At 70.1% G+C, this 15298-nt stretch carries 10 protein-coding genes; 4 read left to right on the top strand and 6 right to left on the bottom strand.

Going from position 1 to position 15298, the window contains the following annotated elements:
* Positions 1 to 13 precede the first annotated feature (13 nt).
* From AC1VNX_RS29095 to AC1VNX_RS29085, 3 genes are all read right to left on the bottom strand, one after another.
* Positions 14 to 664, bottom strand: coding sequence for a CPBP family intramembrane glutamic endopeptidase (locus AC1VNX_RS29095; RefSeq protein ID WP_483161019.1), 651 nt, complete (start codon positions 662 to 664; stop codon positions 14 to 16).
* An 81-nt stretch (positions 665 to 745) separates the two neighbouring features.
* On the bottom strand, positions 746 to 1885 hold the full coding sequence (locus AC1VNX_RS29090) for an NADH:flavin oxidoreductase/NADH oxidase (protein WP_483161018.1): 1140 nt from the start codon (positions 1883 to 1885) through the stop codon (positions 746 to 748).
* Complete coding sequence (locus tag AC1VNX_RS29085) at positions 1882 to 2862, bottom strand: DMT family transporter (RefSeq protein WP_483161017.1); 981 nt, start codon at positions 2860 to 2862, stop codon at positions 1882 to 1884. The genes AC1VNX_RS29090 and AC1VNX_RS29085 overlap by 4 nt, the downstream gene beginning before the upstream one ends.
* 140 nt (positions 2863 to 3002) lie before the next feature.
* Here AC1VNX_RS29085 and AC1VNX_RS29080 point away from each other — a divergent pair, with 140 nt between their 5' ends.
* The 4 genes from AC1VNX_RS29080 to AC1VNX_RS29065 all read left to right on the top strand — a co-directional run bounded on the left by AC1VNX_RS29080 (position 3003) and on the right by AC1VNX_RS29065 (position 10804).
* Positions 3003 to 3881 carry a LysR family transcriptional regulator gene (locus AC1VNX_RS29080; RefSeq protein ID WP_483161016.1) on the top strand — a complete coding sequence of 293 codons (879 nt, stop codon included), beginning with the start codon at positions 3003 to 3005 and terminating at the stop codon, positions 3879 to 3881.
* 130 nt (positions 3882 to 4011) lie between these two features.
* Entirely contained in the window at positions 4012 to 8763 is a 4752-nt protein-coding gene (locus AC1VNX_RS29075) for a CapA family protein (RefSeq protein ID WP_483161015.1), read from the top strand.
* Positions 8760 to 9698: an alpha/beta hydrolase family protein gene (locus tag AC1VNX_RS29070; protein WP_483161014.1), complete on the top strand. Its 939-nt coding sequence runs from the start codon at positions 8760 to 8762 to the stop codon at positions 9696 to 9698. Before AC1VNX_RS29075 ends, AC1VNX_RS29070 begins: the two co-directional genes overlap by 4 nt.
* An 11-nt stretch (positions 9699 to 9709) precedes the next feature.
* Positions 9710 to 10804 (top strand): aldose epimerase family protein, encoded by a 1095-nt coding sequence (locus AC1VNX_RS29065; protein ID WP_483161013.1) that lies wholly within the window; start codon positions 9710 to 9712, stop codon positions 10802 to 10804.
* Positions 10805 to 10813: 9 nt separating this feature from the next.
* Here AC1VNX_RS29065 and AC1VNX_RS29060 read toward each other — a convergent pair whose 3' ends face one another.
* The 3 genes from AC1VNX_RS29060 to AC1VNX_RS29050 all read right to left on the bottom strand — a co-directional run bounded on the left by AC1VNX_RS29060 (position 10814) and on the right by AC1VNX_RS29050 (position 15199).
* Positions 10814 to 12673, bottom strand: a complete 1860-nt coding sequence (locus AC1VNX_RS29060; RefSeq protein WP_483161012.1) for an ATP-binding response regulator — start codon at positions 12671 to 12673, stop codon at positions 10814 to 10816.
* A 37-nt stretch (positions 12674 to 12710) separates the two neighbouring features.
* The gene (locus tag AC1VNX_RS29055) at positions 12711 to 13859 is read right to left on the bottom strand and encodes a hypothetical protein (RefSeq protein WP_483161011.1); all 1149 of its coding nucleotides are present in this window, start codon (positions 13857 to 13859) and stop codon (positions 12711 to 12713) included.
* A gap of 212 nt (positions 13860 to 14071) precedes the next feature.
* On the bottom strand, positions 14072 to 15199 hold the full coding sequence (locus tag AC1VNX_RS29050; protein WP_483161010.1) for a 3-deoxy-7-phosphoheptulonate synthase: 1128 nt from the start codon (positions 15197 to 15199) through the stop codon (positions 14072 to 14074).
* Between the last annotated feature and the right edge of the window lie 99 nt (positions 15200 to 15298).

Genomic DNA, 15298 nt, shown 5'->3' with positions numbered 1-15298 from the left:
GCGGCGGGCCGGTTCAGAGAAAGGGCAGCGTGTCCGCGAGCATGTGCGCGAACACCACCGGCCAGAGCCAGCCGGTGCGCAGGTAGAACACGCCGAACACGATGCCGACCACCGCCAGCGACAGCGCGCCGTGCGGCCCCTGGTAGAGGTGGTACAGCACCCGCACCAGCACGCTCACGCCCAGCGCGAAGGAGGCGCCGTGGTGGCGCAGGCCCTTCTGCAGATAGCCCAGCAGGAAGATCTCTTCGTACAGGCCGTTGACTACCGACAGCGCGAGGACCATCGCCATCGAAGGCCGCGCCGCTTCCATCATGCGTTCAATAGGCTGCGTGGCCGCGCCGTCGGCGAGCGGTGAAAGCACGATCACGGAAGCCAGCAGGGCAGCGAGGTACAGCAGCGCCCCCACGCCGCAGCCCTTCAGCGAAGGCGAGGGCAGCAGGTCGCGCACCGCATAGCCCCGGCTGCGCAGAATGAGCAGGGCGATCGGGCCAACGAACAGCTCGAAGGCCACGATGCCGAAGAGCGAGGCGTCGTCGAATGAAGCGTCGCGGAAGCCGGCGCTCACCGACCACAGCGAGCCGATGATGAACCAGCCGAAGCACAGTGCCACGATGCCCAGTGCTTCCAGGGGCGTGGCGGTCGGCGGAGAGGAGGGCTGCTTCATGCGCGTCGGATGGAGTCGGTGAACGCGCACATGCCGGCTGGCACGCAACGCCGGCCGGCATGTTAAGGGCAACGGGGCGGCCTACCGCGCGCCGAAAGCCGCGTTCTCGAACAGATCCTTGAACTCGCGCGGCTGCGAGCGCCAGTACTGGTGGGGCGCCTTCACCCGCGCGCCCAGCTCGGCAGCCGCATGCCACGGCCAGCGCGGGTCATAGAGGATCGCGCGCGCCAGCGACACCGCATCGGCCTGGCCGTTGGCGATGATGGCTTCGGCGTGCGCGGGTTCTGTGATGAGCCCCACCGCGATGGTCGGCAGCCCGACCTCGGCCTTGATGCGTTGCGCGAACGGCACCTGGTAGCCAGCGCCCAGCGTGATCGACTGCTGCGGCGACACGCCGCCGCTGGACACATGGATGGCCGCGCAGCCGCGTGCCTGGAGCGCTTGCGAGAAGGCGACGGTGCTGTCCAGGTCCCAGCCGCCGGGCACCCAGTCGCTGGCCGACACGCGCACCCACACCGGCCGGTCGGCGGGGAATACCTCGCGCACCGCGTCGAAGACTTCGAGCGGAAAGCGCAGTCGGTTCTCCAGGCTGCCGCCGTATTCGTCCTCGCGGTGGTTGGCGATGGGCGAGAGGAACTGGTGCAGCAGGTAGCCGTGCGCCGCATGGATCTCGATGCCGTCGAGGCCCAGCCGTGCTGCGCGGCGGGCGGCGGCCACGAAGGCCTCGCGCACGCGGGCCAGCCCGGCCGCGTCGAGCGCGATCGGCGGGTCTTCGCCGGGTGCGTGTGGCACGGCCGAAGGCGCCCAGGCCTTCCAGCCGCCGGGTTCGCCGGGGCGGATCTGCTTGCCGCCTTCCCACGGCGCGCGGCTCGAAGCCTTGCGCCCCGCGTGGCCGAGCTGGATTGCGACTTTGACCGGCGAGTGCGCGCGCATCGCGTGGAGTACCCTGGCCAGCCCTTCTTCGTTGGCATCGGAGTACAGCCCGAGGTCGCCGGGCGAGATGCGCCCTTCGGCCTCCACCGCCGTCGCCTCGATGATCAGCAGCCCCGCGCCGGAGAGCGCCAGATGGCCCAGATGGATCAGGTGCCAGTCGCCCGGCGTGCCTTCGGTGGCGGAGTACTGGCACATCGGCGCGATGACGATGCGGTTGTCGATCTGGAGGGGGCCGAGCCGAAGAGGCTCGAAAAGATGGCTTCGGGGGCTGCTGTCGCTGATGCTCATGAGGGTGTGGCTCCACAGGTCCGGTAATTCTGCTGCGGAGGCGCGATCGGTGCAGCCACTGCGGCGGAAGCCTTGCGGCTCGATGCGGTATGGATCAGCAGCGCGGCGATCACCATCGCCATGCCGGCGGCCTCGCCCACCGTGGGCAGCCTGCCCATTGCCGCGCTCATCAGCAGCGCCGACACCGGCACGAAGTTGAGGAACGCCGTGCCCGTGACGGCACCGAGCGCACGCACGCCGTAGTTGAAAGCCAGCACCGAGATGGCTGAAGGCACCACGCCCACGAAAAGCAGCGCGTGCCATGACAGGCGCAGGCCCTCCGCGCTCGGCACTGCGGACCAGCCCAGCAGCGAAGCGCCGACGGCCGCCGCCAGCAGCACGGGCCACGAGGCCAGCACCGTGAGCGCGGTGTACTCGATCACGTCGAGTTCCGGAAAGCGCGTGGTGCCGCGCGTGTACCAGACCCAGCCCAGCGTGCCGCCGAAAGCGATCGCGTCGCCGAGGAGCGTGCTCGATCCGCTCGCCGATCCTGCGCCCCCGAGCAGCAGCCCCGAGACCGTCGCCACGCCCAGCAGCGCCAGCGCGCTGGTCAGCAGGGTGGTTCGCGATGGGCGCACGCCGTCGAGCACCCAGCGCACGAGTTGCGTGGTCATGGGTGTGGTGGCGATGATGACCGCTCCATGCGAAGGCACCGAATGCGCGAGCCCCACCAGCAGCATGACGCTGAACACGCCGAAGCCCGCGGCGCCGCGCAGCGCCAGCGGTCCCGCATGCTGGCGCAGCTTGCGCCATGGGGCGGCGCCGCGCGGCAGGACCAGCAGCACGAAGAGCAGCGCCGACAGCGTGTAGCGGATCAGCGTGAACCACACGGGTTCGACATGGTGGAGCACGCCCTTGCTCACGAGGAACAGGGAACCCCACCCGGAGGTGGCGAGCAGCAGCGCGGCGGTGCCGGCGATGCGTTGGCGACGGGACATGGGAAACCAGCCTTTTCTTGCGATGAATCGATGTCCCGAGAATCGGCGCCGAAGGCCGGAATTTCCATTCGCATCTTTGGACAGGGGGCTCCAAAAAAGCGAACGGACGCATCCGGCGCCGGCGCTCACAATCGGCAGCCATGGAGCTCTACCAACTCAAGACCTTCGTCGCCATCGCCCGCGAGGGCAGCCTGACCCGGGCCGCCGAGCGCGTGTTCACCAGCGCGCCGGCAGTCAGCGCCCAGCTCAAGGCGCTGGAGGACGAACTCGGCGTGAAGCTGTTCGAGCGCACGCCTCGCGGCATGTCGCTCACCGAGGCGGGCGTGAGCCTGCTCGATGAGGCCGAGCGTACGTTGGCTTCCGCGATGCGCATGCGCTCGGCGGCCGACCAGCTGCGCGGGGCGGCGCAGGGTGTGGTGCGCTTCGGCACGGTCGTCGATCCGGTCGCGCTGCGGCTGGGCGAGGTGCTGGTGAAGCTGGCGCAGCGGCATCCGCAGGTGGCGCTGCAGCTGAGGCAGGGGCTGTCGTACGAGACGCTGTCGGCCGTGCAGCGCGGCGACCTCGACTGTGCCTACGTGCTCAGCGACGCAGAGCACCTCGAGGGGCTGGAGCTGCGCCGCCTCGGCGCGGTCGACCTTGTGGTGGCGCTGCCGCCGCCCGTGGCCGAAGCCAACCCGGAACTGTCGCTCGACGAGATCACCAGCCTGCCATGGGTGGGCACGCCGCCTTCATGCATCCTGCGCGTGCATCTCGAGAAGCTCTTCGCGGGCGCGGGCCGCGAATACCGCCAGGGCCGCACGGCCGATGGCGAGAGCGCGATTCGCAGCATGGTCGCGAGCGGCATGGGCGCGGGGCTGATGCGCCTCGACCAGGCGGAGCAGGGCGAGCGCAACGGCGAGCTCGCGATATGGAAGGGATGGCGTTCGCATACGTGGCTGTGCTGGGTTGCGCCGGCTGGCGCGCGCAGGCCCGTTGCGGTCGAGGCGGTGAGAGAAGCAGTGATGGACGCCTGGGCCTGAGGTCGCGTTCGTCCGAGCGCGGGTTGCTCGGCAAGACGAACGACGGTCAGCCACCGGTCAGGCTGCGCGCAAATCCCATGGATCGACGGGATGGCGGGCCGTGCCCCGGCCTGTCATCATTCGCGGCTGCATGAATCACGACCCGAAGAATCCACTTGCAGATCTGTTGAACCGCGCCAGGCAGGCCCTGGCGGACCCGGCGGGCGTGCTGCCCTCTGCGGCACCGGCCACCGCCGAGGCGGGGTGCGTGGTCTTCTTCGCCATCGGCGAGGACAACAGCCGGGCCCGCGTGGCCTCGGGCCGGGGCGCCGACATCGACGCCGCATGGCGCGCCGCAGCCGACGCCATCACCACGCAGGCCAGGCGCGGCCCGCAGCCGCCGCAGCGACTGCGCGCCGAGGTCGTCGACAAGGTCGTGCCCATGAGCTGGGGCGAGCTGCAGACAAGGCTGGCGCAGACCAAGCGCAACTATTTCAACGAGGGCATCGCCTTCGATGCTCGCTTCGAGTTCGCCTTGCTCGCGCAGGAAATGCACGGCAGCGCGGTGCTCTACAACGGCGACGTGGAGCACGCAGAGCCCAACACCGGCAACCTGCGGCTGCACACCAAGCGGCGCTTCGGCCGCGAGCTCGACTTTCCTTCGGACGACGCGGCGCCGGTGTGGTGCTTCACCACGCGGGCCGTGTACGTCGATGCCAATGGCGCGTGGCCCATCACCGCCGAAGGGCAGGCCGCGGGCTTTCGCGAACTGGGCGACTGGAACGCGCGGCAGGTGCATGCGCTGATCGACGACGCGGGCAACTACCTCGCCGCGCAGGTCAAGCCCACAGGCGAGTTCCACTACGGCTGGTTCCCCTGCTTCGACCGCACCATTCCCACCTATAACACGCTGCGCCACGCAAGCTCGACCTACGCGATGCTCGAAGCGTGGGAGCTCACGCGCAACGACACGCTCAAGGCCGCCATCGACCGCTCGCTGGCCTTCCTTGCCGGTACGCTGATCCGCCCGGCCAACCTGCCCGACGGCACGCGCGCGGCCTACCTGCTGGACATCGGCAGCGAGATCAAGCTCGGCGGCAATGCCGTGTGCCTGCTCGCGCTGGTCAAGTACACCGAGCTCACTGGGGACGAGCGATACCTGCCGCTGCTGGAGCAGCTCGCGCTCGGCATCCGCCACATGCAGGACCCGGAGACCGGCAGCTTCGTGCACGTGCTCAATGCGCCCGCGCTCGACGTGAAGGACAAGTTCCGGGTCATCTACTACGACGGCGAGGCTGCCTTCGGGCTGATGCGCCTGTACGGCCTCACGCGCGACGCGCGCTGGCTCGCGGTGGTCGAGAAGGCCTTCGAGCACTTCATTGCCGCCGAGCACTGGCGCGCGCACGACCACTGGCTGAGCTACTGCGTCAACGAGCTCACGCGCTACAGGCCCGAGCTGCGCTACTACCGCTTCGGCCTGCAGAACGTGGCGGGCTATCTCGACTTCGTGCTGGAGCGCATCACCACCTTCCCCACGCTGCTCGAACTGATGATGGCCGCGCGCGACATGGTGCTGCGGCTGGAGGCCGACCCCGAGCTGCGCCCCCTGCTGGCCGGGCTCGACCGCGACAGGTTCGACCGCGCGCTCGAATACCGCGCGCGCTACCTCGCCAACGGCCACTTCTGGCCCGAGCTGGCGATGTTCTTCCGCAATCCGGCGCGCATCGCCGGATCGTTCTTCATCAAGCACCACAGCTTTCGCGTGCGCATCGACGACGTGGAGCACTACCTCTCGGGCTACGTGGCGTACCACCGCATGCTGAAGGCGGGCGAGGGCGCAGCAGCGGTTGATGCCGCCGGCAGCGCCACCGGCACCGTCGCATGGGGCGGCGACGTGAACCTCTCGCGCCGCCAGCACTACCGGCTGAAGGACCTCGGCGGCGCGCACCGGATGCTCGGCGACATCGCCGCGTTGCGCGAAGCCGACCTCGGCATCGTCAACCTCGAATGCGTTGTCGCCACCGTCGGCGAGCAGGGGGTGGACAAGGGCGAGGCCGGCCCGTACTACTACCGTGCCCGACCCGAGATGCTCGCGGTGCTGACCGAGGCCGGCATCGGCATGGTCGCCACCGCCAACAACCACAGCGGCGACTACGGCCCCGAGGCACTGATGGAGCAGCAGGCCCTGCTGCAGGTCGCGGGCATCGCCCACGCCGGCACCGGCCGCACCCTGGAGGCCGCGCTGCGCCCGGCCTTCCGCCGCGCGGGCGGCGTGCGCGTGGCGCTTTTCTCCCTCGACGCCACGCAGCCGCGCTTTGCCGCCAGCGCCGAGCGCGCGGGCGCCGCGTGGCTGCCGCTCGAGGACCCCGCCGCCTGGACCGCCACGCTCACGCCGCGCATCGAGGCCGCGCGCCGCGAGGCCGATGTGGTGCTGGTGGCGGTGCACTGGGGCGCCAACCTCGAGACCGAACCCACGCAGGCCGAGATCGCCGTCGGCCATGCCATCGTCGATGCCGGGGCGGACGCGGTGCTCGGCACGTCGGCGCACGTGCTGCAGGGCATCGAGACCTACAAGGGCAGGCCGATCCTGCACGACGCCGGCGACCTGCTGTTCGATTCGGTGCGCAACGACTTCGCCGACTCCGGCGTCTTCACGCTGAAGCTGAGCCCACGCGGCGTGGAGGAGGTGATGTTCACGCCCGTGGGCGTGGGCTTCGGCTTCTCGCGGCAGCTCGAAGGCGACGAGGCGCGGGCGCTGAGCGAACGCTTCGCCGTGCAGTGCGGCGCGCTCGGCACGCAGATGAGCCAGCTGCCGGGCGGGCGTTGCACGGTGCGCCTGTCGCCGCCCGAGCGGCCCGCGTTCCATGCGGACCCGGCCAGTGCCGGCGCGCCGGCCTTCCAGCCTGCCCGCGCCATTGCGGCCCTGCCCGAGCCTCGGCCGGAGTGGCTGGTGGATGCGGTGCCCGAAGAAGCACGCATCGCGCCGCTGCAGTTCGGGCCGTTGCGCCTGGTCGGGCTGCGCTGCGTGCCGCGGCAGATCGTCGGGCGGCGCATGCTGTGGGTCGAATCGTTCTGGAGCGTCGACGCACCCGTCGCCGCCGACCTGCGCCTGCACTTCCGCGCGCTGCCGATGCGCAGCACCCGCATGCCGGCGTGGGGCGAGGGCATGGACCACGACCCCTGCGACTGGATGTGGCCCACCAGCCGCTGGGAACCCGGGCGCATCTACCGCGACCGCTATGGCCTGCGGCCGCCGCGCGCGGGTCTGCTCGAAAGCGACGTGCTGCAACTCGCGGTGAGCGTGCGCGGCGAATGGCCCGAGCTCCCGCCGGCACGGCGTCTCGCGCTATGGTGCGGGCTGCGCGTGCCGGAGATGCCCACGCCGTTGCCGCAGCGCCCCGCGCCCGTGCTCGCGGCCGACCGCCCCGGCGCCAGCCCCGAGCCGGTCTGGACGGCCGAACAGCTGCAACAGGCAACGGGCGGCCGGTGGCTTGTGGAGCCGCCGCCGGGCTGGTTCGCCAACTCGGTGGTGCGCGGGCCGGTGCACATGGGGCTGCTGCCGAAGCCTTCGCTCTTCATCGCGTCCGACTTCCGCACGCTGGCCGTGCACGAGAGCTACAGCAAGCCGCGCGCCGAAAACTGGGACCGGCATCTCGAACTGCCCCGGCTGTATTCCGCACTGGCCGGCGCCGTGGTCGCGCGCCCGGTCGAAGGGCTCGACGCGGCCTTCCCGCTGCTGCAGGTGGAAGACCCCATCGCCGCGATGATCGCCATGGGCCGCGCCGCGCGCGAACGCTACAAGGGCCTGCTGGTGGGCGTGACCGGCACGGTGGGCAAGTCGTCCACCATCGCGATGGTGCGCGACCTGCTGCCCGAGCGTGCGCGCGTTCACACCACCATCGACAACTACAACTCGCGCGTCGGCGTGCCCGCCATGCTGGCGAATCTCGGCCCCGACGTGGACGTGTGCATCCTCGAAATGGCGCAGAGCAGCCTGTGGATGGACCGTGGGCCCATCTCGCTGGTGGCCCGGCCGCACGTGGCGATCGTCACCGAGATCGGCCTTTCCCAGACCCGCCAGGCATCGACGCTCGAACTCACGGCCGCGTACAAGTCGCGCATCTTCCTCGGACTGGAGCCCGGCGGCGTGGCCATCGTGCCCGACCACATTCCATGCCTGCGCCAGGTGGTCGACACCGCGGCGCTGACGGCCGGCGCGATCTGGGTGGTGGGCAGCGGGCCGGACGCCAACGTGCGACTGATCGACACCCGGCCCGAGCCCGGCGGCGGATGCCGGGTGCGCGTTGCCGTGCCGGGGCGCACCTTCGAGTACCTGTTCCCGGTCGAGAGCGCGGGGCTGGTGCGCAATTCGCTGCTCGCGTTCGCGGCGCTGCTGGCCATGGGCTTCGACGGCGAAGCCGCCTGCGCGCGCATGCCGCATGTTCGCCTGCCGGCCTCGGTGATGCAGGTGCGCGCGCTGCGCACGCAGGCCGGCGTGCAGGCCACGCTGATCGACGACAGCTGGAACGCCGAGGTCATGTCGATGCGCAACGCCATGGAGTTCGTGCGCACCTGGCAGCGCGCCGACAGCGGCCCGGTGCTGCGCAAGATCGGCGTGCTGGGGCGCATCGTCAATCTCGGCAAGGATGCCGAGGCCATGCACCGCAGCCTGGCGGCGCCGCTGCTGGCCTCGGGCATCCAGCACCTGGTGACGCACGGCGACGAGATGCGCTGGCTGCGCGAGGAGGTACCGGGTGAACTGCTCGGCCCGCATTTCGACGACGCCGCGCAGCTCGCGGGCTACCTGGGCGGCGTGCTGCGCAATGGCGACCTCGTGCTGGTGAAGGGCGATCGCGTCGGCTGCGACTTCGGCAGCATCCCGGAGCTCCTGCAAAGACTATGAAGCTGCTGCACACGCTTCGAAGACTGCGCTTCGTGCTGCTGTTCGTGGCGCTGGCGCAGACCGCTTGCGCCCAGCGCACCGGGCCCGATGTGCCGCGCGTCTTCGCCGCCGGCGCCGACGACGTGCTGTACTGGAACCAGCCCGCCGACCGTGCCCGCTGCCCCGACCGCAACGGTTTCCTGTGGGTACAGACCGCCGAGGGGCCGTCGTGCATCCGCTACTTCGCGAGCGACGACATCGATGGCGCGCGCATCGCCATCGTGCAGTTCTCGGGCGACCGCGACGGCGTGATGGACCAGGCGCCCACGCGCATTCCCGAGAACACCGAAGAGCTGCGCACGCTCGACGCGCAGCGCAGCCGCGACCGCGCGGGCGTGCCGTGGATCTTCGTGGCGCGGCCCGGCACCTACGGCTCCTCGGGCGATCACCGCAAGCGCCGCCAGCTCGTCGAGTTCCATGCGCTCGATGCCGCGCTCGACGCGCTCATGCAGCGCCACCGGCTGCAGCGCATCGTCATCGTCGGCCACAGCGGCGGCGCCACGGCTGGCGCCGCGCTGCTCACGATGGGACGCACGCGCGTGGCCTGCGCGGTGCTCACATCGGGCGCCTACGGGCTGCTGGAGCGCGCCCGCATGCTGGGCCGATCGAAGGACGGCCGCACCGACACCACCGGCAGCACGCAGTTCTACGACCCGCTCGACCATGTGAGCGGCATCGTGCGCGACCCGGCGCGGCGCATCGTGCTGATCGGCAACCGCGAGGACAGGAACACGCCCTACGCGCTGCAGGAGCGCTTCGCCGACACGGTCGCCAAGGCCGGCCACCGCATCGAGTTGCGCACCCACGCGACCGAGCCGCCCGACTTTCACGACCTCAAGGACCGCATCGCGCTGCACACCGCCTCGCAGTGCGCGCGCGAGGCACTCTTTCCCTGATCACCGGACACATGAGCAATCGAGAACAGAAAAGCAGCATCGCCTCGCGCGAATACGGCCGCATGCCTGACGGCCGCACGGTCACCGAATACACGCTCGACAACGGCCTGGGGCTGAGCCTGAGCGCCATCAACGTCGGCGGCATCGTCACCGCGCTGCGCGTGCCCGACCGGCATGGGCGCAGCGGCAGCGTGGTGCTGGGCCTGCCGTCGCTGGCCGACTACCTGGGACCGCATCCGCACCTCGGAACCATCGTCGGCCGCTATGCGAACCGCATCGCGGACGGGCGCTTCACGCTCGATGGCAAGGAGCATCAGCTGGGCCTGAACAACGCCCCGAACTCCCTGCACGGCGGCGCGACGGGCTTCGGCAAGCGCTACTGGGAGATCGTGCCCCTTTCGGCGCAGCAGACAGGAGGCGACGCCATCGCCATCGAACTGAGCTACACCAGCGCCGACGGCGAGGAGGGCTACCCGGGAGAAGTGCGGCTCACGCTGCGCTACACGCTGAGCACCAGGGCGAACACATGGCGCATCGACTACAGCGCCATCGCCGACAGTCCCACCGTGCTGAACCTGAGCCACCACGACTACTTCAACCTCGCGGGCAGCGGCTCAGTGATGGATCACCGCCTGATGCTCGCCGCGAGCCGTTACTGCCCGGTCGATGCGACGCTGATTCCGCTGGGGACAGCCGACGTCGGCGGAACCCCCTTCGACTTCCGCACCGCGACCCGCATCGGCGAGCGCATCCGCGAAGGCCACGAGCAGCTGATGCGGGCCCATGGCTATGACCACAACTGGGTGCTGGACCGTGCCCACGCCGAACAGGGCCTCGCGCTCGCGGCCCGGCTGGAACATGAGGATTCCGGCCGTGTGATGGAAGTGCACACCAGCGAGCCCGGCGTGCAGTTCTATTCGGGCAACTTCCTCGACGGCAGCCTCTTCGGCAGCGCGGGCGCGAGCCTGCGGCAGGGAGACGGGCTGTGCCTGGAGACGCAGCATTTCCCCGATTCGCCGAACCAGCCGGAATTTCCGTCGACGGTGCTGCGGCCGGGGGAGCGCTTTCACAGCGCGACGGAGCATCGGTTCAGCCTGCTGGGCTGAGGCGGTCGGTCAGCTCCGCTCCCTAGCCTCGCTGCGGATGATCTGGTGCAGCGTGCGCAGCAGCACCTCGGGCTGCACCGGCTTGAACATCACGACCAGGCCGCTGGCATAGGCCGCGCGCACGCGCTCGGGGTCGGTGTCGCCGGTGACGAGGATGGTGGGCACGCGGCGGCCTGCGAGCTGGCGCAGCTCGGCCGTCGCCTGGATGCCGTCCTGCGGGTCGGCCAGGCGGAAGTCGATGATGAAGGCGTCGAAGCCATCGGGCGTGGCCCGCACCTGCGCGCAGGCGTCGGCCACGCGGCTGGTGATCTCGATGCGCTCGCAGTACGGGGCCAGCCACATGCGCACGGCTTCGCCCACGGGCTGCTCGTCGTCGAGCAGCAGCACGCGCGGAGGCACGAGCGGAAGTTCGGTGGCGTCCGCGCTGGAGGTGTCTGGGGCGGCGGCAGGTGCCGGGAGCGCCGCCGGGGCTGCAGGCGGCCGGCGCGGCAGGTCGACCCAGAACACGCTGCCGCGGTCCTGCCGCGAGCGCACGCCGATCTCGCCGCTGAGCAGATCGACCAGCCGCTTGACGATGGCCAGCCCGATGCCCAGCCCGCGCGCCACGTCGCGCTGCGGATTGTCGACCTGGTAGAACTCGTCGAACACATGGGGCAGGTGCTCGGGTGCGATGCCCAGGCCGGTGTCCCACACGGCCAGGCGCAGGCGGTCGCCGCGCGGCCGCGCGCTCACGAGGATGCCGCCGCTTCGCGTGTACTTGAGCGCGTTGTCGACGAAGTTGGTCAGCACGCGCAGCAGCAGGTCGGGGTCGGTCTGCAGCCACTCGGGCGCGGTGTGGAAGCGCAGCGACAGGCCCGCCTGCTGGGCCCGGGGCTCGAAGAGCTGCGCGAGCCGCAGGAAGAGCGGGTCCACCGCGATCTCCATGGGCCGGGGCACCACGGTGCCCGCGTCGATCTTGGAGATGTCGAGCATCGCGTTGAGCAGGCCGCTCACCGCGTCGGTCGCCTGCACCACGCGGCCGGCCACGGGGGCGAGCGGGTGGTCCGCGAGGTCGCGCTCCAGCGAGCGCGAGAACAGCGCCAGCGCATGCACCGGCTGGCGCAGGTCATGGCTGGCCGATGCGAAGAAGCGGCTGCGCTCGCGGTTCAGGCGCTGCAGCTCGAAGGACTGGCGCATCAGCTGCTCGCTCAGCAGCTCCTTGTCGATCTGGTCCGACAGGCTGCGCCGGATGAGCTGGTGCTGCGACAGCGCATAACGAGCCATCGAGCCGCCGAACAGCAGGCCGACCACGCAGGCGAACCAGCCGTCGGTGCCCCCCATCCACGCGAAGCGCGTGACCACGCCCAGCGTGAGCGGAATCGTGACCACCGGGACCATCGCACGCCAGGTGGCGATCACCGGCACCGAACCCATCAGCACCGCGAACATGCCCAGCAGCAGGATCAGGATGCGCGTGGGCGATTCGGTGCCGGGCGGCATCAGCGCCCAGGGCGCCAGCGTCCACATGGCCATGTAGGTGCCCAGCGGCAGCATGAAGCGCCATGCGCCGTCGGGCTGGCGCAGCGTGAATTCGGGCTCGGGATAGAGGCGTGCGTTCCAGCGCATGAACACCAGCCGGAGGCTGAGCAGCGCGCAGGTCGCGATGCCCCAGGTCAGCGCGCCTGGGCCGCGCGTCATCCAGAAGAACACCCCCGCCATCGCGATGGCCGCCGCGAGCGCCGTCAGCACCGTGGGCGGACCCATCACGAACATGCGCCGCAGCAGGCGTTCGCGGACCAGCTGGGCATGGGAGTCGGCAATGCCGGGCGGGGCAACGGTGCCCGCGAGCGTGCCCTCGGGCACGGAGGAGGTTGCTCCCTGCGTACTCATGGGCGGCAGTGTAAGGGGGCGATGTGTGCTGCCGGAGTCAGTAGAGGCTGTAGTGGTAGTCGTAGCTGCGCAGCCATAGCCTCGGCTTTTTCGGCTCGTCGAAGCTCAGCTGCAGCAGGTTGCGCGGGTGGGCCGTGTCGATCAGCACCTGCGCTTCGGTCTCGGGCGAGTCGGCCTGCGAGAGGGCGAAGCGCTTGAAGACGCTGGTCAGCGCGGCTTCGGCCGTCTGCGGCCTGTAGTCGTCGTCCAGCAGCAGTTCGGGCTCGGCGATGCGTTCCTGATGCAGCCAGTACCAGACGCCCTCGTTCGGCGTCGCGGGTTGTGCGCCGGGGTTGCCCTGGTCGCCGGTGATGTTGGGCGGCTCGTTGGGGACCACGCCCTCCGGGTCCCAGGCGAGGGCGCCGAGGCCGTCGCCGATCTCCACGAACACCGCCACGCTGCGGCGGTAGCGGGCGAGGACGGAGGGAGGCAGCAGGGCCTCGAAGCCGCCATTGCTGCTGTCGTAGCCCCCGAGGCCGAGCAGCAGGCCCTCGGCTGTCTGCAGGCGATGGGGCGGCAGGAAGTACGAGTTGTCGATCCGGATGTCAGCCTCGGCCAGCAATGTGCGCAGAGGCGATGGCAGTGCGGTGCCGAGGCGGGCTTCGGCTTCGAGCAGGGCGGCTTCGGCAGTGGTGCCGGCGGGCAGGAGAGCCTCGCTTGGTTCCACCAGCCCGGAGAGATCGGCGAAGGCGCGTATGCGCTCGACCAGGGGCTTGCCCTGATCGTAGAGAGGGTGAGAGATCCGGGCCATGTCGAGCACGGACCAGCGCCGCTTGAACGAAGCGGCTTTGCCCTGCGCATCGACGTGCGAGCCGCGCAGCTCGAGTTGCCTGAGCCCGGCGGGCAGATCGAACACCACCGAGGGCCGCTTCTTCAGTCCCGGCAGCGTTGCCGTGTGCTCCAGCCTCGCGATGATCTTGCCGTCCGCCAGCACATCGGCAGTCACCTGTTCACCGACCTGGAGCCAGGGATGGATGCCTGCCTGCCCCTTCGTCGCTCGCTGCGGCGGCGTGTCTCCCGCGAAGAGCCTGGAAAGAAGATTGCCGATGTAAGAAGAAAGAAGCGCTGGCATGTGCGATGTGTGGATGTCGTCGCCGAAAAGGCGATGCGCGGGTGTCGCGATGAAAGACGCCGAGTATCGTTTCACGAAACTCCCGCACGCACTTCACCTCGACTTCACCGCGCGTGGGCACACTGCGTCCCGACAGCGGTTCGGCGCTGGTAGAGGCAAAAAGAAGGAGGGGGAACAACACCGCTCAGGGACCGCCTCGATGCCAGCCGCTGTCGCCATTCACCCGGCGTGTTCAAGGCCTTGCGGCCTTGAACACTGCCACCCCCAACGCTCCAAAGCTGCCGCCGTCAGGCCTTCGACGACAGGCGCCGCCGCGCCTTGACCGCAGACGCCAGCCCTTCGAGCACCGGCACCGTCTGCGCGAAGCCGATGCAGGCATCGGTGATCGACACGCCGTGCTTCAGCGGCACGCCCGGCTTCAGGTCCTGCCGTCCTTCTTCCAGGTGGCTCTCGATCATGATGCCCGTGATGCGCCGCTCGCCGCCCGCGATCTGCGCCGCCACGTCTTCGGCCACCACGATCTGGCGCTGATGCTGCTTGCTGCTGTTGCCGTGCGAGACGTCGATCATCACCTGAGGCCGCAGGCCGTTGGCCAGCAGGGCCTCGCAGCTCGAGGCGACGTCCGCGGCCGAGTAGTTCGGCGCCTTGCCGCCGCGCAGGATCACGTGGCAGTCGTCGTTGCCGCGCGTCTCGAAGATCGCCGACATGCCCATCTTGGTCATGCCCATGAAGGCATGCGGCGCGCGGGCCGCGAGGATGGCGTCGGCCGCGACCTTCACGCTGCCGTCGGTGCCGTTCTTGAAGCCCACCGGACAGCTCAGGCCCGAGGCCAGCTGCCGGTGGCTCTGGCTCTCGGTGGTGCGCGCGCCGATGGCGCCCCAGGCGATCAGGTCGGCGATGAACTGCGGGCTCAGCAGGTCGAGAAACTCGGTGCCGGTCGGCAGGCCCAGCGTGGTGAGCTCCAGCAGCAGGCGGCGCGCGCGCTCCAGGCCTTCGTTGATCGCGAAGCTGCCGTCCAGGTGCGGGTCGTTGATGTAGCCCTTCCAGCCGACGGTGGTGCGAGGCTTCTCGAAATAGGCGCGCATCACGATGAGCAGGTCGTCCTGCAGCGAGTCGGCGACCTTCTTCAGGCGCAGCGCGTACTCGATGGCCTGGTCGTGGTCGTGGATGGAACATGGGCCGACCACCACCACCAGCCGGTCGTCGCGGCCGTGCAGCACGTCGGCGATCTCCGCACGGCTGCGCTCGACCAGCGCCAGCGTGTTGTCGCGCACCGGCACGCGCTCCTGCAGCAGCGCGGGCGTGATGAGCGGACGGACCGCCCCGATGCGCACGTCGTCGATGCGGGTGGTGTCGAGCGTGCTGTCGCGGGAGCCGATTTCGGCGTCGTGGAGGGGGTCGTCGAGGCGGGACATGGTCGTGGGTATGGTTTGCGATGGGCTGCCCGATTGTCCTCTCACCGCGCCGGGGCGATTTCCGCCGGAACGACGCCAACGTCCACGCCGACGCCGTTC

Source organism: Variovorax sp. TLI9-5A, assembly GCF_056867935.1.
Note: the sequence above shows the minus strand (reverse complement) of the source record. Positions and strands in the feature narration are given on the sequence as shown.